At 63.3% G+C, this 19,363-nt stretch carries 19 protein-coding genes; 8 read left to right on the top strand and 11 right to left on the bottom strand.

Annotation, left to right across the window (positions count from 1 at the left end; translation table 11 throughout):
* Together VFF99_RS01225 and VFF99_RS01230 are read right to left on the bottom strand one after the other, a co-directional pair.
* Positions 1 to 210 (bottom strand): hypothetical protein (locus tag VFF99_RS01225; protein WP_325014231.1); only part of this gene is annotated, 210 nt, incomplete at its 3' end.
* Between the two features lie 22 nt (positions 211 to 232).
* Positions 233 to 1,822, bottom strand: a complete 1,590-nt coding sequence (locus VFF99_RS01230) for a ShlB/FhaC/HecB family hemolysin secretion/activation protein (RefSeq protein ID WP_325014232.1) — start codon at positions 1,820 to 1,822, stop codon at positions 233 to 235.
* A gap of 349 nt (positions 1,823 to 2,171) precedes the next feature.
* On the opposite strand from VFF99_RS01230, the gene VFF99_RS01235 reads away from it, so the two are divergent.
* Complete coding sequence (locus tag VFF99_RS01235; protein ID WP_325014233.1) at positions 2,172 to 5,264, top strand: bifunctional diguanylate cyclase/phosphodiesterase; 3,093 nt, start codon at positions 2,172 to 2,174, stop codon at positions 5,262 to 5,264.
* A 191-nt stretch (positions 5,265 to 5,455) separates the two neighbouring features.
* Here VFF99_RS01235 and VFF99_RS01240 read toward each other — a convergent pair whose 3' ends face one another.
* The 4 genes from VFF99_RS01240 to VFF99_RS01255 form a co-directional block, all read right to left on the bottom strand.
* Positions 5,456 to 6,127: a methyl-accepting chemotaxis protein gene (locus tag VFF99_RS01240; protein WP_325014234.1), complete on the bottom strand. Its 672-nt coding sequence runs from the start codon at positions 6,125 to 6,127 to the stop codon at positions 5,456 to 5,458.
* A 139-nt stretch (positions 6,128 to 6,266) separates the two neighbouring features.
* A complete protein-coding gene (locus VFF99_RS01245) occupies positions 6,267 to 6,860 on the bottom strand; it encodes a DUF938 domain-containing protein (RefSeq protein ID WP_325014235.1) in 594 nt (197 codons plus the stop codon).
* Positions 6,861 to 6,892: 32 nt separating this feature from the next.
* Positions 6,893 to 7,645 carry a Mut7-C RNAse domain-containing protein gene (locus VFF99_RS01250; protein ID WP_325014236.1) on the bottom strand — a complete coding sequence of 251 codons (753 nt, stop codon included), beginning with the start codon at positions 7,643 to 7,645 and terminating at the stop codon, positions 6,893 to 6,895.
* A gap of 18 nt (positions 7,646 to 7,663) precedes the next feature.
* Positions 7,664 to 8,224 carry a phasin family protein gene (locus tag VFF99_RS01255; RefSeq protein WP_325014237.1) on the bottom strand — a complete coding sequence of 187 codons (561 nt, stop codon included), beginning with the start codon at positions 8,222 to 8,224 and terminating at the stop codon, positions 7,664 to 7,666.
* A 166-nt stretch (positions 8,225 to 8,390) separates the two neighbouring features.
* Here VFF99_RS01255 and VFF99_RS01260 point away from each other — a divergent pair, with 166 nt between their 5' ends.
* The 3 genes from VFF99_RS01260 (at position 8,391) to cydB (ending at position 11,739) form a co-directional block, all read left to right on the top strand.
* On the top strand, positions 8,391 to 9,230 hold the full coding sequence (locus VFF99_RS01260; protein ID WP_325014238.1) for a universal stress protein: 840 nt from the start codon (positions 8,391 to 8,393) through the stop codon (positions 9,228 to 9,230).
* Positions 9,231 to 9,334: 104 nt separating this feature from the next.
* The gene (locus VFF99_RS01265; protein WP_325014239.1) at positions 9,335 to 10,729 is read left to right on the top strand and encodes a cytochrome ubiquinol oxidase subunit I; all 1,395 of its coding nucleotides are present in this window, start codon (positions 9,335 to 9,337) and stop codon (positions 10,727 to 10,729) included.
* On the top strand, positions 10,726 to 11,739 hold the full coding sequence (gene cydB, locus VFF99_RS01270) for a cytochrome d ubiquinol oxidase subunit II (protein ID WP_325014240.1): 1,014 nt from the start codon (positions 10,726 to 10,728) through the stop codon (positions 11,737 to 11,739). Before VFF99_RS01265 ends, cydB begins: the two co-directional genes overlap by 4 nt.
* 110 nt (positions 11,740 to 11,849) lie before the next feature.
* Here the strand turns inward: cydB and VFF99_RS01275 are convergent, their stop codons facing one another.
* Both VFF99_RS01275 and VFF99_RS01280 read right to left on the bottom strand, forming a co-directional pair.
* Positions 11,850 to 13,535, bottom strand: a complete 1,686-nt coding sequence (locus VFF99_RS01275) for a methyl-accepting chemotaxis protein (RefSeq protein ID WP_325014241.1) — start codon at positions 13,533 to 13,535, stop codon at positions 11,850 to 11,852.
* A 328-nt stretch (positions 13,536 to 13,863) separates the two neighbouring features.
* Positions 13,864 to 14,202: a hypothetical protein gene (locus tag VFF99_RS01280; protein WP_088709381.1), complete on the bottom strand. Its 339-nt coding sequence runs from the start codon at positions 14,200 to 14,202 to the stop codon at positions 13,864 to 13,866.
* Positions 14,203 to 14,530: 328 nt separating this feature from the next.
* Here VFF99_RS01280 and VFF99_RS01285 point away from each other — a divergent pair, with 328 nt between their 5' ends.
* The 3 genes from VFF99_RS01285 to VFF99_RS01295 all read left to right on the top strand — a co-directional run bounded on the left by VFF99_RS01285 (position 14,531) and on the right by VFF99_RS01295 (position 15,507).
* The gene (locus tag VFF99_RS01285; RefSeq protein ID WP_325014242.1) at positions 14,531 to 14,731 is read left to right on the top strand and encodes a CsbD family protein; all 201 of its coding nucleotides are present in this window, start codon (positions 14,531 to 14,533) and stop codon (positions 14,729 to 14,731) included.
* Between the two features lie 147 nt (positions 14,732 to 14,878).
* The gene (locus VFF99_RS01290) at positions 14,879 to 15,124 is read left to right on the top strand and encodes a DUF2188 domain-containing protein (protein ID WP_325014243.1); all 246 of its coding nucleotides are present in this window, start codon (positions 14,879 to 14,881) and stop codon (positions 15,122 to 15,124) included.
* A gap of 113 nt (positions 15,125 to 15,237) precedes the next feature.
* Entirely contained in the window at positions 15,238 to 15,507 is a 270-nt protein-coding gene (locus VFF99_RS01295) for a GlsB/YeaQ/YmgE family stress response membrane protein (protein WP_088709384.1), read from the top strand.
* A 106-nt stretch (positions 15,508 to 15,613) separates the two neighbouring features.
* On the opposite strand, the gene VFF99_RS01300 is transcribed toward VFF99_RS01295, so the two are convergent.
* Both VFF99_RS01300 and VFF99_RS01305 read right to left on the bottom strand, forming a co-directional pair.
* On the bottom strand, positions 15,614 to 16,894 hold the full coding sequence (locus VFF99_RS01300; protein ID WP_325014244.1) for an NAD(P)/FAD-dependent oxidoreductase: 1,281 nt from the start codon (positions 16,892 to 16,894) through the stop codon (positions 15,614 to 15,616).
* A 52-nt stretch (positions 16,895 to 16,946) separates the two neighbouring features.
* Positions 16,947 to 17,738 carry an HAD family hydrolase gene (locus tag VFF99_RS01305; RefSeq protein ID WP_325014245.1) on the bottom strand — a complete coding sequence of 264 codons (792 nt, stop codon included), beginning with the start codon at positions 17,736 to 17,738 and terminating at the stop codon, positions 16,947 to 16,949.
* A gap of 133 nt (positions 17,739 to 17,871) precedes the next feature.
* Here VFF99_RS01305 and VFF99_RS01310 point away from each other — a divergent pair, with 133 nt between their 5' ends.
* On the top strand, positions 17,872 to 18,837 hold the full coding sequence (locus VFF99_RS01310; RefSeq protein ID WP_325014246.1) for a LysR family transcriptional regulator: 966 nt from the start codon (positions 17,872 to 17,874) through the stop codon (positions 18,835 to 18,837).
* Positions 18,838 to 18,936: 99 nt separating this feature from the next.
* On the opposite strand, the gene VFF99_RS01315 is transcribed toward VFF99_RS01310, so the two are convergent.
* Positions 18,937 to 19,362, bottom strand: a complete 426-nt coding sequence (locus VFF99_RS01315) for a septal ring lytic transglycosylase RlpA family protein (protein WP_325014247.1) — start codon at positions 19,360 to 19,362, stop codon at positions 18,937 to 18,939.
* Between the last annotated feature and the right edge of the window lies 1 nt (position 19,363).

A 19,363-nucleotide genomic window follows, 5' to 3' on the forward strand; every position in this document is an offset into this window, starting at 1 on the left:
CGTCAGTTCGCCCGGGTTGATCGAGAAGCTTTGCCAGTTGATGATGGTGCCGGGGGTGTTGGTCACCGACAGCACATTGCCCTGGTTGAGGAAGCTGGCCTGGCCGCTGACCACTTGCGGACCAAGCGGGTTGGCTACGGCTGTGCCGAAACAACCGGCAACCAGGACCGGCAGCAGCCGGCGGCGCAAGTTAGTGGCATTGATATTCATTTCCGATTCCTGCTTGCTAGATTCAGTACGTCAGGCCCAGCCTGAAATGCAATTTGTTGTCGCCCTTGAGCTGCGCGATGCCGCCATCGATCACGTGGCCGTAGTCCATCTGCATGCTCAGGTAGCGGCTGACGGAGACCCGGAAACCGAGGCCCACGCTACCGATCGATGCCTTCACGATTTCGCCCGGCAGCGCATCGTTGCGGCGCACGCTTGCGGTGTCGTAGAACATGAGCGCGCGGCATTGGGCAGCGACGGTTTGCAGGGCCGAGCAGAAGTTGGGCGTGTAGAGTTCGGCGCTGGCAAGGAAGCCTTTGTCGTTGGAGACGTCACGCTCGTCGAAGCCGCGCACGGTGGTGGCGCCGCCGGCGCCGAACTGCTCGCCGGGGATCAGGGCGTCCGGCGTGTACTGGCCGGCGAGGCTGACGCGCATCTGCCAGTCTTTCGGCAGGGCGTGGGAATAGCCGGCGCTCATGCGCAGCAGGCTGTAATTGGCCGGCGCGCCGGCCCGCACGCGGGCGAAATCGGCGCTCTTGCCCTTGTCCCCGCCCGGCAGGTTGCGCATGCCGGTCACGGTGAAACTGAGCTCGCCGCCTGGCATGCCGAGGATGCCGGTATAGGCCAGGCTCAGCGGGTGCACCGTGACGTCATTGCCGAGCTGTACGCCCTGCAGCGCCACGTTGTTCTGGAATTCCTTGTAATCCAGGCCGTAGGTGAACCTGGATTCGTATTCGCCCACGCGCCGCATCAGCTGGTTGTAGCGCGCGCCGAGAACGGTGCCGCGTCCGCTGACCTGTAGGTTGAAGATGCCGGCCAGCACGGAACCCGAATCGACGTCGGAATAGCTGGCGAACAGGTCGACCGAGTCGCCCAGCGGATACAGGGGAATGTGGTAGCCCACGCCATAGACGCTCACCTTGCTCGGGTTCTCGAGCGTGGTGGTGTACTGCAGGCTCATCACATGGTCGCGGTCCATCACGTTCGCATGCTGAAGTTGCACCGTCATCTGCGACCTGCCGGTGTTGCGGTTGCCGCTGTTGTCGACACTGGCGGCCAGCTTCCACGGCTTTTCATCGGCCACTTTCAGGGTGGCGTTGACTTCGTCGTCGTTGTCGCCGCTCTGCAGCTGCAGCGTCACCTTCTTCGAGGGGTTCTCATTGGCCAGCCTGAGGCTGGACGAGACCTCGCCGAGGTTGGGCGACTGCCCCGCCACGAGGCCCGGCACGCTCCTGCGGATGTTGTCCTCGCTGAACACGCTGTTGCCCTCGACCCGCAGCGTGCCGACCCGGGTCTCGATCACCTTCAGCCGGACCACGCCCTGGTTCAGCTCCTGCTCGGGCAGGGCGATCTGCACCACGTTGTAGCCCCTGGCATGGTAGGCCGCTTCCAGCGCCTCCAGCGCCATTTGCACGTGCCCGAAGTTGCGCTCCTTCCCGGTATACGGCGTGAGCAACTTGTCAATGTCGGAAACGGGCAGCAGCGTGTTCCCTTCGACGGCAAAGCGGGTGATTTCGAAGCGGCCGATGGGGTCCGGGGCATCGGAGGCATGGGCGGCATGGGCCAACACGACGAATGCCGTACCGGCAATCAGACGCGATAGTGGATGTCTCATGGTGGGGAAGTACCGTGGAAGGTCTCTGAATTCTTGCGACTGGACGTTACAACTGCTTACATTCTTGCCGAGCTGTAACTATAGCCCAGTGGCTTGACGAATCTCAAAGAAATTGCATTTTTGCTAGCACAAATCCCATAAACGTGGGAGGGACTTGTTGTATCCGGGCCATGACTTCCGACCATTCTTCTCGCCCCTGCCGGAACGTGTCCGCTGCACGGACATCTCAATTGCGAGGAACTCGTCGGGCGCGCCGATCCTTTTGATGATGTTCAACCGGGCCACTGTTGGAAGCTGGCATAGTGGTGCGCGGTGTCACTGCGTGCCGCTCGACTTCGAAAGGCCAGGGATGGGGCTCATCAGGAATCTGTTTGCCAAGCCGGGCGAGTCTCGCTCGACCCGTCGTGCCGCCGGTACCGTCCCGGGCCTGCTGCGCTTTGCCTTCCTGGTTTGCACATATGCGCTCACTGCGCGCCTGTCGGCGAGCTTCGCGGTGCTGCCGGGCATCGTCAGTTCGCTCTGGCTGCCCTCTGCAATTGCCCTGTGCGCCTGCCTGGCGTGGGGCGTCCGGTTCACGCCGGCAGTCTGGATCGGCGCATTCCTCAGCATCCTCGGTCGCAACCTCACCCCCGCGGCGTCCATACTGATCGCCACGGGATGCATGGCCTCGACACTGACGGCTACCGTCCTCGTCCAGCGCCTGTACGAGGCGCGCACGGACTTCATCTTCCGCGAGCCTCCATTCCGCTTCATTGCCATTGCACTGTGCAGCGCTCTGATCAGCGCCGCGGCCGGCACACTGGGCGTGGCGCTCAGCCCGGAGCTTACCGCCCTCTCGTTGACCTCGGTTTTCCTGGCGTGGTGGCTGGGCGACACGGCGGGACTGGTCGTCGGCGTGCCACTCATCCTGGCATGGGACATGCGTCGCGGCGGCGCCTGGCACAAGGCGAAGCTGGCCGAACTCGCCGCCTTCTTCGTGGCGCTGATCGCCGTCACGCAGGGCATCTTTGGGGGCGCGTTCGGCAACTGGCCGCTCGCCTTCCTCGTCATGCCTTTCTTCCTGTGGGCCGCTATCCGCTTCAACCTTGCCACCGTCGCCTGGACCACGGTGCTCGTCTGCGCGATCGCTGTCTGGCATACCATCCGCGGCAGCGGGCCCTTCGCCAGCGCCGACCTGACGGTCTCGCTGCTGCTCCTGACAGCCTATCTCGGCGTGGTCGGCTGCATCGGGCTTGTCATGGCCAACCTGGTTTACCAGCGCAGCAGCGCCGAATCGCTGCTGTATGAAGAGCGGCACGACCGCGAGCGCCATGTCCTTGTCCGCACGCAAAGCCTGGTCAGCGACATCGAGGAGCGCAAGCGCATCGAGCAAAAACTCGCCGCAAGAGAGCGGCAGCTGGCGGAGGCCCAGCAGCTCGCCCAGCTCGGCAGCTGGGTATGGAACCTCGAGACGGATGAGATCACCTGGTCCGACGAGTTGTACCGCATCTTCGGCGTGGACCGCGACAGTTTCCCGATCACCCGCGAGAACGTCCGCAAGCTGATCCACCCGGACGATCTCGATACGGTGCGCGAAAATGCGAGCAGAAGCCGGCAAAGCGGGCAGCCCTTCCGCACGGAATACCGGCTCCAGCTTGCAGACGGTTCGACGCGCTTTGTCGCCGCCCGCGGCCAACCGCAGCGCGACGGCGCCGGGCGCATCGTCCGCCTGGTTGGCACCGTGCAGGACATCACCGACGCCAAACGCGCCGAGGCCTCGCTGCGCGAAGCGGAGGAACGTTACCGCAAGGTGGTCGAGCTTTCCCCCGATGCCATCCTCGTGCAGCAGGACGGCGTATTTGTCTATGCCAATCCCGCCGCCGTGCGCCTGATGCGGGCATCGCGCATGGAAGACCTGGTCGGCAAGGCGCTGTTCGACTTCCTCCATCCCGATTTCCATGTGCTCGCACGGCAGCGCATTGCCTGTCTCCAGCGCGGCGAGCCGCTTGGGGCCGCGGAGGAAAGGTTCTATCGTCTTGACGGCAGCGAAGTCGATGTCGAGGTCAACGCCTCCCCCTTCCTGCACAACGGACACTTTGCAACGCTGTTCATCATGCGCGACATCACCGAGCGCAAGAAAACAGAAGAACAGATGGCCTACCTGGCGCACTACGATTCCCTGACCGGGCTGCCAAACCGCATGCTTTTCCATCAGCGCCTGGAGCACGCGCTGAGCGTGGCGGAACGGCCGGAGCGCTCGGTGGAAGTTCTGTTCCTCGACCTCGACCGCTTCAAGGTCATCAACGATTCGCTCGGCCATGCAGTCGGCGACCTGGTCCTGAAAGAGGCCGCTGCCCGGCTGCAGGGCATCCTGCGCGAATCAGACACGGTGGCCCGGCTGGGCGGCGATGAATTCGTCGTGCTGGTGGAAAACGTCGACGAGCCGCACCGCGGCGGGGTCATCGCGGAAAAGATCCTGGCAGCCTTCGTTCCGCCGTTCCTGCGCGACAAGCAGCCGCTGACGGTCAGCACCAGCATCGGCATCAGCAGCTTCCCCAGTGACGGTACGGATTCGGAAACCCTGCTCAAGAAGGCAGACATGGCCATGTACCGCGCCAAGGAATCCGGACGCAACAATTACCGCTATTTCTCGCCTGAGATGAACCAGCACGCGGCGGAACGGCTGGCCCTCGAAAGCGCACTCGCCCGCGCCGTCGAGCTGGGCCAGTTTTCGCTGCACTACCAGCCGAAGATCGACATCCTCACCAACCGCATCACCGGCATGGAAGCGCTCCTGCGCTGGGAACACCCGACACTGGGATCGATGACTCCGCCGCGCTTCCTTGGCGTCGCGGAGGAGAGCGGCCTGATCCGGCCCATCGGCTACTGGGTCATCCGTACCGCCTGCGCACAGAACAAGCAATGGCAGCTGACGAGCCCGGTGCGCCTGCGGGTTGCGGTCAACCTGTCCGCCAAGCAACTGGCCGACAACCGGCTGGTCGAAAACATCGACGCCATTCTCGCCGACACCGAACTGGAGGCGCAGTACCTGGAAATCGAAGTCAGCGAGAGCGCAGTCATGGCCGATCCGGAACGCGCCATCGCGGTGCTCAACAAGCTGCGCGACCGCGGCATCACGATCGCCATCGACAATTTCGGCATCGGCAATTCCTCGCTGGCCTACCTGAAGCGCTTCCCGATCCGTTCGGTGAAGATCGACCACTCCTTTGTGCAGGGTCTCCCCTTCAACCGGGACGACAGCGCGATCACCAAGGCGATCATCAGCCTCGCCCACAGCCTGGAATGCAGCGTGATCGCCGAAGGTGCGGAAACCCAGCAGCAGTTCGACTTCCTGCGCGAGAACGATTGCGACAGCGTGCAGGGTTTTTATTTCAGCGCGCCGATGCCGGCTGACCATTTCGCCGATCTGATCCGGGTGCAGTCCAAGCTGTACCTGCATTAAGGAATCGCTTGGTGGGCGTCGCTGCGCTCTGCCTCGCCTACGGTTCTTTATTTGCATGGCGGGTTTCGCTGCGCTCTACCCACCCTACGGTTTTTTATTTGCATCGCGGGTTTGGCTGTGCTGTGCCCACCCTGCGGTTCTCTATAAATGACGGTAGCGTGGGTAGAGCGAAGCGAAACCCACCGCAATAACTAGGCATCGTTCATCGCTTCCTTCACCAGCGCATCGATCTCGCCGGTAATATCCGACAGCACCCCCGCCACGACGGAAAACTCCTTCCCGGCGCTGCCCGCCCGCGCCGCGACGATCTGCGCATTGAAGGCGACCATGCGCGCCTGGCGCGCGATGGCCTCGATGTCGGACATGATCCCCACCAATTGCTTCCGCACCCGCGATGCGTGCCGCTTCGACAGCTCTTCGTAGACCAGCGTAATGCGGTTCAGGATGGCAAGCAGCGGCGTTGCCATCGCGACCAGCCGGTCGACCAGCGCAGCGCCCTCCGGAGTGCCCTGCTCCACGGCATTCAACGCGCGGTTGGCGAGGCCGATGAAGTCATGGATGCGCGCATCGCCGTGCTCCTTGCCGAAATAGACGGCCTCCAGTTCCTCGCAAAAGACACCGGGCAGCTGGTCGTTGCCGTTCACGAGGATGGCATGGGCCTCGGTAAAGAGCCGCAATGCGTCGCGGGCGGTGGCGATGGCGTCCTGTCCGCCGCGCGTGGCGAGCACCGCATACAGGACCAGCCGCTGCGACGTAAAGCGGCGGCGGCCCGAGAGGTTGATGAGCATGGCGAACGTTTCGCCGGACAGCTTCACGGCACGCGAGGAGCGGTCGCGCGATGGAAGGGCATCGAAGGGTGGCATGGGCACTCCTGAAGTCGTATTACCCCATGGAAAGCATGAAACATGCCACACGTGTCCCATGCTGGAGCTGTCCGAACTTCGTGCGCCGTCAACCGGCGGAAGCACCAAAAAAGCGCAGGCTGCGCTATCGTGGACGGATTCAGGACCTCGCCCACACGATCAGCCGGTTATGCGCCGGCATCGCGCAATCCTCGACGAAGACAAGCCCGTTCGCGCTTGCCAGGCGGCCGACATCTTCCGCATTGCGGATCCCCATGTGCTCGCCTTGCGCCTTGAGCGACATGTCGAACATGGCATTGCTCTCACTGGTAAAGCGGCCGCCGTAATTGAACGGCCCGTAGACGCACAACGGCCCGCCCTTGCGCAAGACGCGCGCGATCCCGGCGAACATCGCCTCCACCTCGTCCCAGGCCATGATGTGGCAGGTATTGGCGGTGAACACCGCATCCCAGGGGCCGGTGGGCCAGGTGTCGGAACGGACATCGAGTTCGACGGGCGGCAGCACGTTGGGCGGCGCTTCTTCGGCGAGCCAGGCGTGGATGCCGGGGTGGTTGGAGGGCAGGTCGCTCGTCTGCCAGGTGATTCCCGGCAGTGCGGCGCCGAAATACACCGCGTGCTGGCCCGTGCCGCTGCCGATTTCCAGCACCCTGCCCGACGGCGGCAACACCCGGCGCAGTTCCGCGAGGATGGGTTCACGATTGCGCTCGCATGCGGCGGAGAAAGGCTTGGTCATGACGTGCTCCACATGGATGGGGGATCTGCCTTTCAGTCTACACCGGCATTGCGCAGCATCCGCGCTACCCGTGTGCGCATCCGCGCCACGTGCGAACCTTCCCAGTACACCTGCGCGCACCCGGCGCATTCAAAGAAGTGCTCGTAGAACTGGCGGCTGTGGTGGGGAACGCGGTGCGCGACTTCCTGCTTGTCGACGGCGCGCAGTTCGCCGTTGCAGGTCAGGCAGCGGCTGAAGGCGCGCACATGAGGGGCGAGCTTGAAACGGACAATGACCTCCGCCATCTGCGTCTCGACGTCCACGGCGTGCAGGTAGCATCCGCGCACGATCTCCTTGCGGATCAGCAGGTCGCGGTCGCGCGTGAGCACCGCGCGGCCCTCCTCGGCGGCAATACGCGCCACCTCGGCGTCGCTGTAATCGTTGCGGTAGAGGACGTCGAAGCCGAGCATGCGCAGGCTCTTCGCCAGTTGCCCGAGATGGGCATCCGCAATGAACCGTCCCGGCGCCGCCATCTCCGGCCGCAAGCGCACGGACGGGTGGATGTCGATCGACGAGAAAGCGGGATACACGCTCACCCGCTCTCCATCCTGCAGGCGATGGGAGAAATCGACCGGCACGCCGTTGACGCAGATCAGCTCGACTTCGGTATGCGGGACACCCAATGCCTCGATCATGTGCTTGACCGTGGCATCGCGGGACAGGGGATGGCCGAAGGTACGCTGCCGGTGCGACGGCGCAAGGAAGTTGTTCAGTTCGGCGTAGAAACGGAAATGCGCGGTTGCCACGATGGTCGCGCGCGCCGTCTACTCGCGTCCCCGGCCTGGGCCGCTGACGGGATAGGCGATATGCAGCTTGCCGGTTTCTTCCGCCGGCGTGTTGAGGTTCACTGCCAGCCGGACGGCGCGCGCAACGTCGGCAGGCATGCGCCACGCGCGGAAAGCACTCTCGGCAATTCCCCTCAGGAAGGAAAAGGCTGCCGCGAAGCCGAAGGGGTCTTGCAGCCGTGCTGCGAGCGCCTCCCATTCGCGCCCGTTTTCCGGCACGCCGGCAAATGCCCGGATGGCGCCGCTTTGCATGCCTGCGGCGATGGTTGCCGCGTAATAGCCGTAATCGAAACCGCGCGCGGCATTGGGCGCGAGCTGCGCCTGTGCCAGCGACATCAGTTGCCGCGCATCGCGTACCGAAGCAAGTTGCCGTGCTGCGAGGTTGCCCTGTTCAAGGGTCAGCCGAAGCATGCCGAGATTGAGTTCCGCATATTGCCGCAGGCCCTGCACCAGGGTATCCCCCAGTACCGATCCTGCGTCGAGCTGCCACGACAGCTGATCTCGTGCCGCCCTGGAAAACTCCTCGTGAAACGCAAGCATCAATACCTCCCGGCACCGCAACGACTGCACGGCGATCCTTCATTGTAGGTAGGGCACGAATGAAATCAAGGCAACGGCACGTCCGAACCGCACTTTGATGCCTGTCAAATTTTCGCGCAGGTATCTTTACGGCAGGCCCTGTCTAATGCGTATTCGAGGACATGCCATGCCCTACAAGACCATCCTCGTGCACGTGGACGAATCCGGCCACGCCAGCGAGCGCATCAAGATCGCCGCCGCCGTCGCGATGACAGAGCGGGCGCATCTGATCGGCACGGCGGTGACCGGCGCGTCGCGCTACCTGCTGCAGTCGCGCATCCTGGCCGACATCGATCCGAACCTGCAGGGCCATCTCGCCTTCCTGCGCGCACGCGCCGAGCGCGGTCTTGCGGATTTCGATACGGCGGTGCATCTGCTCGGCCTGCCGTCGTTCGAAAAGCATCTCGTGGACGACGAGGCAGGCGGCGGCATTTGCCTGCAGGCACGCTACGCCGATCTCGTCGTCATTGGCCAGTACGATCCCGGCGAGTCCTCGCCCGTGGTGATGCCGGACTTTCCGCAGTACGTTGTACTGCATTGCGGGCGGCCCGTCCTGCTGATCCCCCACACCGGGCGCTTCGACAATATCGGGCGCTGCGCGCTGGTTGCATGGGATGCCAGCATGCAGGCCACACGCGCCGTCACCGACGCCATTCCCCTGCTGCAGCGGGCCGACACCGTGCATGTCGTCGTATTCAATGCAGGCGCCCAGCCGCAGTTGCAAAGCTCGCGCCCCGGCGCCGATATCGCCGCCTATCTCGCGCGCCACGACATCAAGGTGGAAGTATTGCGCAGACGCACCGACGGCGACATCGGCGATGCGCTGCTCGCGCTCGTGCAGGAGCTGGATGCGGACTTGCTGGTGATGGGCGGCTACGGCCACGTGCGCTTCCGCGAAATCATCCTCGGGCGCGTCACCGAAAAAATCCTTGCCGGCATGACTGCGCCGGTGCTCATGTCCTGCTGAAGCGCGAGGAAAAGATGTTGCCGTCGGCGCGTTTTGCGATCCCTCATCACGCCTTCGTCTTGCGCTGGTACTACTAGCGTAACCACACCCAGGAGACCGAACGGATGGAAACAATTGCCGGGATGGACGCTACGCTGCTTGCACGCATCCAGTTCGCATTCACCATCAGCTTTCACATTATCTTCCCTGCATTTTCCATCGGCCTGTCCGCCTTCATCGCGACGCTGGAAATCCTCTGGCTGCGCAGCGGCGAGCAGCACTACCACACGCTCGCGCGCTTCTGGACCAAAATCTTCGCCGTCTCGTTTGCCATGGGCGTGGTCTCCGGCATCGTCCTGTCCTACCAGATCGGAACGAACTGGAGCCGCTTTTCGGAAGTGGTCGGCAATACCATCGGCCCGCTCCTCGGCTATGAGGTGCTGACTGCATTCTTCCTCGAGGCAAGCTTCCTCGGCGTGATGCTGTTCGGATGGAACCGCGTGCCGCCCTGGCTGCATACACTCTCGTCCATCGTCGTCGCCCTCGGCACCGCGCTCTCCGGCTTCTGGATCCTCGCCGCCAACAGCTGGATGCATACGCCTGACGGTTTCGAGATGCGCGGCGGCATCGCCTATCCGACCGACTGGTCGGACATCATCTTCAATCCGAGCTTCCCTTACCGCTTCACCCACATGATGATCGCGACCTACCTGACCACCTCGCTCGTGGTGCTGGCCGCGGGCGCGCGCTACATCCTGCAGGGGCGCTTCGAGCGAGAGGCGCGCACGATGGTGCGGATGGGACTGGGCATGGTGGCGGTGCTGGCGCCGGTGCAACTGGTGGTCGGCGACCTGCACGGCCTGAACACGCTGGAACACCAGCCGGTGAAAGTAGCGGCCATCGAGGCGCACTGGGACGGCTCCAAGCCGGCGCCCTTCGTGATCTTTGCATGGCCCGACGAAGAAGCGGAACGCAACGTGGCCGAACTCTCCATCCCCTATGCCGGCAGCCTTGTGCTCAAGCACGATCCGCAGGGCCTGTTCCCCGGACTGCGCGATTTTCCCGAGGACGAGCGGCCGCCGGTCGTCCCGGTATTCTTTTCCTTCCGCCTGATGCTGGGCATCGGCCTGCTGATGATCGCCATCGGCATTGCCGGCGTGCTGCTGTGGTGGCGCAAACGGCTGTTCGTGCATCGCCGCTACCTCACCTTTGTCTCGTATTGCTGGCCGCTTGGCTTCATTGCCATCCTGGCCGGCTGGATGGTGACCGAAATCGGGCGCCAGCCGTGGATTGCCTACGGGCTGCTGCGCACCGCCGACGCCGTGTCGCCGGTGGCCGCCGGCACGGTGGCGCTATCGCTGGTCATGTTCGTGGTCGTGTATGTGGTGGTGTTTTCGGTCGGCATCCTTTACGTGTACCGGATGCTGGGCAAGGGACCGGCGATGGTGGCCCCCGGGCCTGCCGCGATGCCCAACCGGCCCTTGTCGGTGGTGCAGCGCGCGGACGGAGACACGGCATGAGCAACCTCGAATACACCCTGCCTGTGATCTGGGCATTGCTGATCGGATTGTCGGTGGCGCTGTACGTGGTGCTCGACGGCTTCGACCTCGGCATCGGCATCCTCTTCCCGTTCTACCCGAAGGAAGCCGAGCGCGACCTCGTCATGAATTCCGTCGCGCCTTTCTGGGACGGCAACGAGACCTGGCTGGTCATGGGAGGCGTCGGCCTGTGGGTGGCTTTTCCCAAGGCGTATGCCGTGGTGCTGCCGGCGGTGTACCTGCCGGTCATCGTGATGCTGCTGGCGCTGATCTTCCGCGGCGTGGCCTTCGAGTTCCGCTGGGTCGCCAAGCCGCATCACCGCAAATGGGATATCGCCTTCGCCGCCGGCTCGACGATCGCCGCTTTCGCGCAGGGCGTAGTGCTCGGCGCGATCCTGCAGGAGATCCGCGTGGAAAACGGCCAGTTCGCCGGCGGCGCGCTGGACTGGTTCACGCCGTTCAGCCTCATGTGCGGTGTGGCGCTGGTGGTGGGTTACGCACTGCTGGGCGCGACATGGCTGATGATGAAGACTGCCGGGGACGTCGAGGATCGGGCGCGGCGCATGGGGGTTCCGCTGTTGTTCGGGCTGCTCGGTTTCATCGTGCTGGTCAGCATCTGGACGCCGCTGGAAATCGAGCGCATCTCGCAGCGCTGGTTCAGCGTTCCGAACTTCTATGCGCTGTCGCAGGTACCGCTTGCGACCCTGCTGCTGGCGTGGCTGTGCTGGCGCGGCATCCGCAAGGGCCGCGCGATCACGCCGTTCGCATCGGCAATCGGGCTGTTCCTGCTCGCCTACGCAGGACTGGTGATCTCGAATGCACCCTACCTGGTGCCGCCGTCGATCACGCTATGGCAGGCCGCGGCGCATCCGTCGTCGCAGGTGTTCTTCCTGATCGGCGCGGTCATCCTGATACCGCTGATCCTGGTGTACTTCGTGTTCGTGTTCTGGCTGTTCCGCGGCAAGCTCAAGCCGGGCGAGGGGTATCACTGAGATGCGGGGCAGTCATCCCGGCGAAAGCCGGGATCCAGTGTCGTCATCGGACGCCGATAAAGTCGCTGGATCCCGACTTTCGTCGGGATGACGAGCGATGATCGAGCTGATCAGAACTCTTCCCAGTCGCTGTCCGCGCCGACGCGCGCGGGAACGGCACTGCGTCCGCCTGCCGGCACCATTGCCGTCGACGGGCTGCGCGCAATGACCACGGGTGCGCTTGCGGCGGGCACAGGCGTTTCCACGCCGCCGAGCTTGAACACGCTCACCACATGCGCCAGGCTCACCGCCTGTTCCTGCAAGGAAGAAGCCGCAGCCGCCGCTTCTTCCACCAGTGCCGCATTCTGCTGCGTCACCTCGTCCATCTGGTTGATGGCCTGGTTCACCTGCTGGATGCCGTCCGTCTGTTCCTTGCTGGCGACCGAGATCTCGCCCATGATGTCCGTCACTCGCTTGACGCTCTCGACGATCTCCTGCATCGTCGCGCCGGCCTGATCCACCAGGCGGGCGCCGGTATCGACCTTCTCCACCGAGTCGTCGATCAGCGTCTTGATTTCCTTGGCGGCCGCGGCCGAGCGCTGGGCGAGCTGGCGCACTTCCATCGCGACGACGGCAAAGCCCTTGCCCTGCTCCCCGGCGCGCGCCGCTTCGACAGCGGCATTCAGGGCGAGGATGTTGGTCTGGAAGGCGATGCTGTCGATCACGCTGATGATGTCGACGATCTTCTTCGCCGAATTGTTGATGGAACCCATCGTCTCCACCACTTCGGCCACCACCGCGCCGCCCTTGACCGCGACTTCAGACGCCGACGCCGCCAGCTGGTTCGCCTGGTAGGCGCTGTCGGCATTCTGCTTGACGGTCGAGGTCAGTTCTTCCATCGAGGAGGCGGTTTCCTCCAGCGAGCTGGCCTGGGTTTCGGTGCGCGCCGACAGGTCGAGGTTGCCGGCAGCGATCTGGCGCGACGCGGTGGCGATCGTTTCCGTGCCGCCGCGCACTTCGCTCACGATGCGTACCAGACTCTGGTTCATTTCCTTGAGCGCCTGCAGCAGCTGGCCGGTTTCGTCGGAAGTCGTCACGACAATTTCCTTGGTCAGGTCGCCGGCCGCCACGGCCTTGGCCACGCCGACCGCATCGGACAGCGGACGCGCAATCGCGCGCAGCAGCCAGATGCAGATGACGGTACCGAGCAGCACCGCGAACAGCATGCCGCTGATGCAGGAATTGCGGACCCAGACGTAGATCGTTTCGTTGCGCTCGAAGCCCTTCTTCGCGGCTTCTTCCTGATACTGCATCAGCTTGCCGGCAGAATCGGCAAGCGGCGCGAACAGTTCGTTCATCGGGCCGCGCATCAGTTGCCCCGCCTTGGCGGTATCGTTTGCGCGCAGCGCGGCGACGGCCGGCCTCAAGCCCTCTTCCACGAATTTCTTGCGGCTGGCGACGAACTTGTCGGCAAGCGCCTTTTCCTCGTCCGACATTTCGCCGCGCATGTCGACCATCAGCTGGTCCCAGCGGCGGCTGATTTCCTGGATGCGCTTTTCCACGCCATCCATTTCGCGCGCGATCCCTTCCGGGGTATCCGTCAGTGCCTGCGCCACTCCCAGCTGGTTGCGGTCGATGAGCCGGATGATCTGGTCGATGCCGCTGATCGGCACGAGCCTGTGCTTGTAGGTGATGTGCAGCGCTTCATTGGCGAAGTACAGGCTGGAAAGCCCGATGACGGCCCCGGAAATGCACATGAGTGAAAGAAAACCGACCACGAAGATCAGCCGCGATTTGATGCTGAGATTCCTGAGCATGCCCACCCCTCTTAAATTTGCCCGCGCGGCTGCGGCAAAGCGCGCCGTTAATGTTGATTGTCGTCAACATTCGACGCTGAGAATAGGCGTTGCAGGCGTAAAAAACCTTGATCCCCGTCAACTTTTACCAGATGGGAGGGATGTCGCGGAAATCACACAAGAGGAAGAGAAGAGAGGCGTGGGCGCCGATGCGCCCTGGGCAGGATGCGGAGCCGGCCGCACACAAGAGAAGACATCCGGCCCGGGAGCGTTCGGTCCGGAGCGGGGGCCTGCCCTCCCGGTACTTCAGGATGAAGTCCGGGACGGCAGGGAAGATGGCGTTATGCCGTCAGTGAAAATGGCTCGGCTGGCCGCCGCTGGGCGGCTGTTGTTCGGCGGGCGGCGCCTTCGGCTTGCCCTGGGCGTCGCTCAGGCGGTACTTGGTCCTGCGGTCACCCATCAGGTCGCGCAGCTCGCGGATGCTCATGCCCGTGGTCTCGTGCATGCGGATGAGCAGCGATGCGCCGATCGGCAGCCTGCGGTGACGGATCTTGCTGATCACCGGCGGTGCCACTTCCAGCATGCGCGACAGGGCCGCATCGTTCTTCAGGTTCATCCGTTCGAGCAATGTATCCAGCAGTCGATTGGGATCGTAGCTTTCCTGGCTCGATAGGGCGTGTTCGGTCATGATTGGCTCCTGATAAAAAAACAACTCATCGTACTTAGGTGTAACAAATGACACCTTGACTTCAATTAAGTTTCCAAAAACAACAGAAATTCTTGAAATTTTCTTTGCACGGGTGAGCAACCACTCCTCGCAGCCTCCTCGAAGACAAGCTTGCCTTCGAAAAAATGGGATGTTCGCGGTCCGCTGTATTGTTTTCAAACGCGCTGGAACATTTACAACCAGGCACTGCCTAAAACCTCACTTTCGCCGTCTGCAGCACAGGCACAGGATTTGCACCGCCTCAGGCGCACCAAAGAAGCATTTCTCGTTTGAACAAAAGGAGATTGTCATGAATTGGGATACGGTCGAAGGGAACTGGACACAGTTCAAAGGCAAGGTGAAGGAGCAGTGGGGCAAGCTTACCGACGACGAACTGGACATGATCGCCGGCCAGCGGGATCAGCTCATCGGGAAGCTGCAGGAGGCCTACGGTATCGGCCGCGACGAGGCTGAAAGGCAGATCCAGGGCTTCGAGCGGACACTGCACTGAAGGGCACGCGTGCCCGCCGCTCTCCGGCGGCAGGCACATCACGGCCTTTTCCATATATCCCCTCTCGCACCCAGGCCACCGTCCCCGCGCCACTTCATTTACTCACACAGCACGAGCGACCTGGCCGGCATGCAAGGAGAACACGACATGGGATTCGATCAGCAAGGTACCTTGGTCATCTGCGTGTCACCCGGCCTTCACGGACGGTGGGATGTATCCGAAAAGGGACAGGACGTACCACTTGCGTCATTTGACGAGAAGGAGGATGCCTATGCGTATGCCACTCAACTGACGAAATCGCGGCGAGACGCGACGGTCCTGGTCGAGGATGAGGAAGGATTCTCTCCCCTCCTGGCGGAAGACCATGGCAGCACGCGCCGGCCGCGCAACTGAACGATTACCCTCGGGGCTCGCCCCTCGCTTGAGAGAAGCAAGTCCCGTGATGAACCAATCCCCAGGCAGCCAGTCTATTGATGTAGCCACTCTGTCAACATAGGAGGTAAACCATGAACTTCATTATCTGGATTGTTGTAGGCGGTATTCTCGGCTGGCTCGCCAGCCTCGTGATGCGGACGGACGCCAGCCAGGGTCTGCTCCTGAATATCATCGTCGGTATCGTCGGCGCCCTGCTGGGCGGATGGCTGCTGGCCCCGCTGTTCGGCACAGGAACGATCAACCAGAACGACTTCAGCATTTCCTCACTGCTGGTTTCCTTCCTGGGCGCGGTGATCCTGCTGGCGATCGTCAACCTGCTGCGTCGCGGAACGCCTCGCTGATCAGAGAGTGATGTGATTGCCAGGCGGTCTTGACCGCCGCCGCCAACGAAACAGGCGCGAATTCCCGAAAGGGATTCGCGCCTGTTTCATTTGGCGGGCGGCATCGTCAATGCAGCTTCACCGGCGGCGTGATCTTCCCGCGCAGCCAGTGCACGACGGACTGGGCCGCCATGCGCACGAAGCCGTGCAGCGACATGACGTGCTTCTGGTACATCAGGCCGTACAAGAGGCGCGCCGCCGCGCCGCCGACCAGCATCTCGCGCTTGTTCGCACCGCCGATCAGCACGCCCATCGCCGCGAAGGGTCCGAGCGACACGACCGATCCGTAATCGCGGTATCGGAAGGGCGGCGACACCACGGCGCGGCGCGCCAGCTCCTCCGACAGATACACCGCCTGCTGATGCGCCACCTGGGCGCGCGGCGGTACGGCAGCGCCGGCCACCGGGCAGACGTAGCTCGCGCAATCGCCGATCGCAAACACCGCCGGGTCCGTCTCGGTGCGCAGCTCCGGCGTGACGACAATCTGTCGGATGCGGTTGAGCGGCAGGCCGAGCGTGGTGCAAAAGGCAGGCGCCTCCACGCCCGCCGCCCAGACCGTGATGTCCGACGCATGCCGCACGCCCGCGCTGTCATGCACGGCATCGGCCTCCACGCGCGCCACCGTCGTATCCGTGCAGACTTCGATGCCGAGGCGGCGCAGGTAACGCGCCGCCCGCGCCGACAAGCGCGGGTTCAGCTGCGGCAAGAGCCGTTCGCCGCGCTCGATGATGCGGATGCGCACGTCGCGCGCCGGGTCGAGCGTGTGCACGTTGTAGCGCGCCAGGGTGCGCACCGTGTGGCACAGCTCGCCCGCCAGCTCGATGCCGGTCGCGCCGCCGCCGACGATCACGATGTTCACCGCCCCGCCGCGGCTGCCGGCCTGCATGCAGCTGGCCAGGAAGCGCTTGCGGAAGAATTCCGCATCCTGCACGTTGTCGAGCGTCAGCGAATGGCGGGCCGCGCCCGGAATATTAAAGAAGTTGGTGACCGCGCCGCAGGCAAGGACGAGCTTGTCGTATTGCAGGGTACGGGGAGGAAGCAGTTCGGCGCCGTCGTCGCCGCGCCAGGAACCGATGTCGAGCGTGCGGTTGCCGCGATCCACGCGCAGCACTTCGCCGCAGATGAACTGGAAACCATGGTCGGCCGCCTGCGCCGCGTACTCGACCTGGTGCACCTGGGGATCGAGCTTGCCCGCCGCAACAGTGTGCAGCAGCGGCTTCCAGAAATGGGTCGGGTAACGATCGACAAGAACGATTCTGGCGCGTCCGCTCTTGCCCAGGCTGTCGCCCAGACGGGTGGCGAGCTCAAGCCCGCCGGCACCTCCTCCCACGATGGCAATGGTTTCCATGTCGCGCCTCCAAGCTGATTGAAATTTCGTTGAAATGCAAAACTCGCATGATCTAGACAGCCACCTGTACCGGCATGGGTTTCGACAATACCGGCATGCTGTTCCGGCTCTTCTTGTAGGCACGCAGCGCATCGAAAGTGACGAAACGTTCCGGACGCGCCTTCGGCGCATTCCTGCGCTCGATCATGTCGCGCAATTCCTGCATCTGCGGGCACCAGATGTCGGCCGCCGAGATGCGTGCGATGTCCTTTTCATAGGGCGTGACGGCCATGGTCCAGATACCCGCCTGCCTTGCCGCATTGAGGCCGGGCACGGCAGCATCGATGGCGACGCAGCTTCCCGCTTCCACGCCCATGGTGCGCAGCGCGAGTTCGCACGGCCCGTTGCCGTCGGCTTGCGAGAAATCCGCGCCGCTCACTACGACGGAGAAGATATTGGTGACGGCATTGCCGAATGCCCGGTCGAGCAAGGCGGTCGCCGTCTGCACCGGCATGTCGGTGACGACCGCCAGCTTGCATCCGCTTTCCAGCGCATCGGCCATCAATTGCGCGCAACCGGAACTGCGTACCGGCGGGCCGGCGAGCACCAGTTCATGGAAGCGGGCGTTCTTCTCGCGCACCAGCTGCACCACGCGCTCGTCCGTGGCCGGCAGCGACATGCGTTCCGCCACCGACGCCACCACGTTCGCCATGCCCCACACGCGAGCAGCGCCGCGCAGTTGCGGCAGCGACCATTGCAGGTCCAGTCCGCAGGCAGTGAACGCCGCGTTGCAAGCGCGCAGCTGCGCGTCCTCCGTATCAAAAATCACGCCGTCGAGCGCGAGTGTGATCGCTTCGATTCCCATTCTTTTCCACCTGAAAAAATTGAGCGCCGGTGAGCTGCATTGGCGCTATTGGTTGTCTCGTTCGCTGTTAATATAAGCGCAAGGAATTCAAAAGAAAAATAAATTCTTCTGCCTATTTGATAAGGAATTGCTTATGTATCTCGCCAGCTTCAAGCAATTGCAGGCGTTGCTGATGGTTGCACGTCATGAAAGCGTTTCACGTGCTGCAGACGCATTGCACGTGACGCAACCGGCAGTGTCCCTGCAGCTCAAGATGCTGGAAGAAGCGGCCGGCACCTCGCTCACGCGCAAGGTCGGGCGCGGCATCCAGTTGACTGCCGCGGGCGAGGTGATGGCGGAGTTCGCGGAGCGCATCCTCCGCCTGTGGGATGAGGCGGTCGATGAAGTGGCGGCATTGAAGGGCGTGATCTCTGGCACCTTGCGCATCGGCGCCATCACCACCGCGGAATATCTGCTGCCGCCGATGCTGGTGCAGTTCACCACGGAGCGGCCGGATGTTCGCATCAAGCTGCAGGTCGGCAACCGCAACGAGATCGTGAACATGCTGGGCAAGCACGAGATCGACCTCGCCATCATGGGCACCCCGCCGCGCGAACTGCGCACCAATGCCGCACGCTTCGCGCGCCATCCGATGGCATTCATCGCCAGCCCGGGGCACCCGCTGATGCAGAAGAAAAAGGTGACGCTGGCCGACATCATGGAGGCCAACCTGCTGGTACGCGAACGCGGTTCCGGCACGCGCACGACCATCGAACGCCTGTTCAAGGAGGCGGGCTACCCGCTGCGTATCGGTTCGGAGCTGTCGAGCAACGAGGCGATCAAGCGGATGGTGGTGGCAGGGCTGGGCGTGGCCTTCCTGTCGGTGCATGCCTGCACGCTGGAGTTCGAGGCCGGACTCGTGCGCATGCTGCCGGTGGCGGAGAACCCGGTCGAAGCGGACTGGTATGTGATGCACCTCGCCGGCGAGCATGTTCCCACCGTCGCCGCGGCGTTCCAGGATTTCGTGATCGAGAACGGACAGGAAGTGGTGCGCCGGCAGTTGGAGGCGTTCCACCGGGATGCGGCGAAGTTGCGGCCCGCGGGGAAGAAGGTTCGCTAGTCGTTCTGGTGGGTTTCGCTGCGCTCTACCCACCCTACCGTCCTCTATAAAGAATCGTAGGGTGGGTAGAGCGAAGCGAAACCCACCACGCGCATCACATCACTCCCCCGAACTCTGCGCAACGCTCCTGGAATCTCCCGGCAATTCAATCGGCCGGACCTCCACCGTCGCCACGCCGTCTTCGAGCATGTCGAGCTTCTCGGCGGTCTTTGGCGTCAGGTCCACGATACGGCCATCGACATACGGTCCACGGTCACGGATCTCGACCACTTCGCTCTTGCCGTTTTCGAGATTGGTGACGATGGCCTTGGTCCCGAGCGGAAGCGTCCTGCTGGCGGCGATGTTGGAGTTGGGATCCATCGGGGTGCCGTCTGCCATCTTGCGGCCGTGGAATTTCTTCCCGTAATAGGACGCCTTGCCTTTGCGCGGTTTGCCGGAACGATCCAGTTGCGGTTTCTTGCTTGAACTTGCGGTGGGTTGTGTCTCGCCCTTGGAAGAAGCCTGTGCCCAAGTGGGTGCGCCCATG

It is taken from the genome of Noviherbaspirillum sp. (genome assembly GCF_035654295.1).
Lineage (GTDB): Bacteria > Pseudomonadota > Gammaproteobacteria > Burkholderiales > Burkholderiaceae_D > Noviherbaspirillum.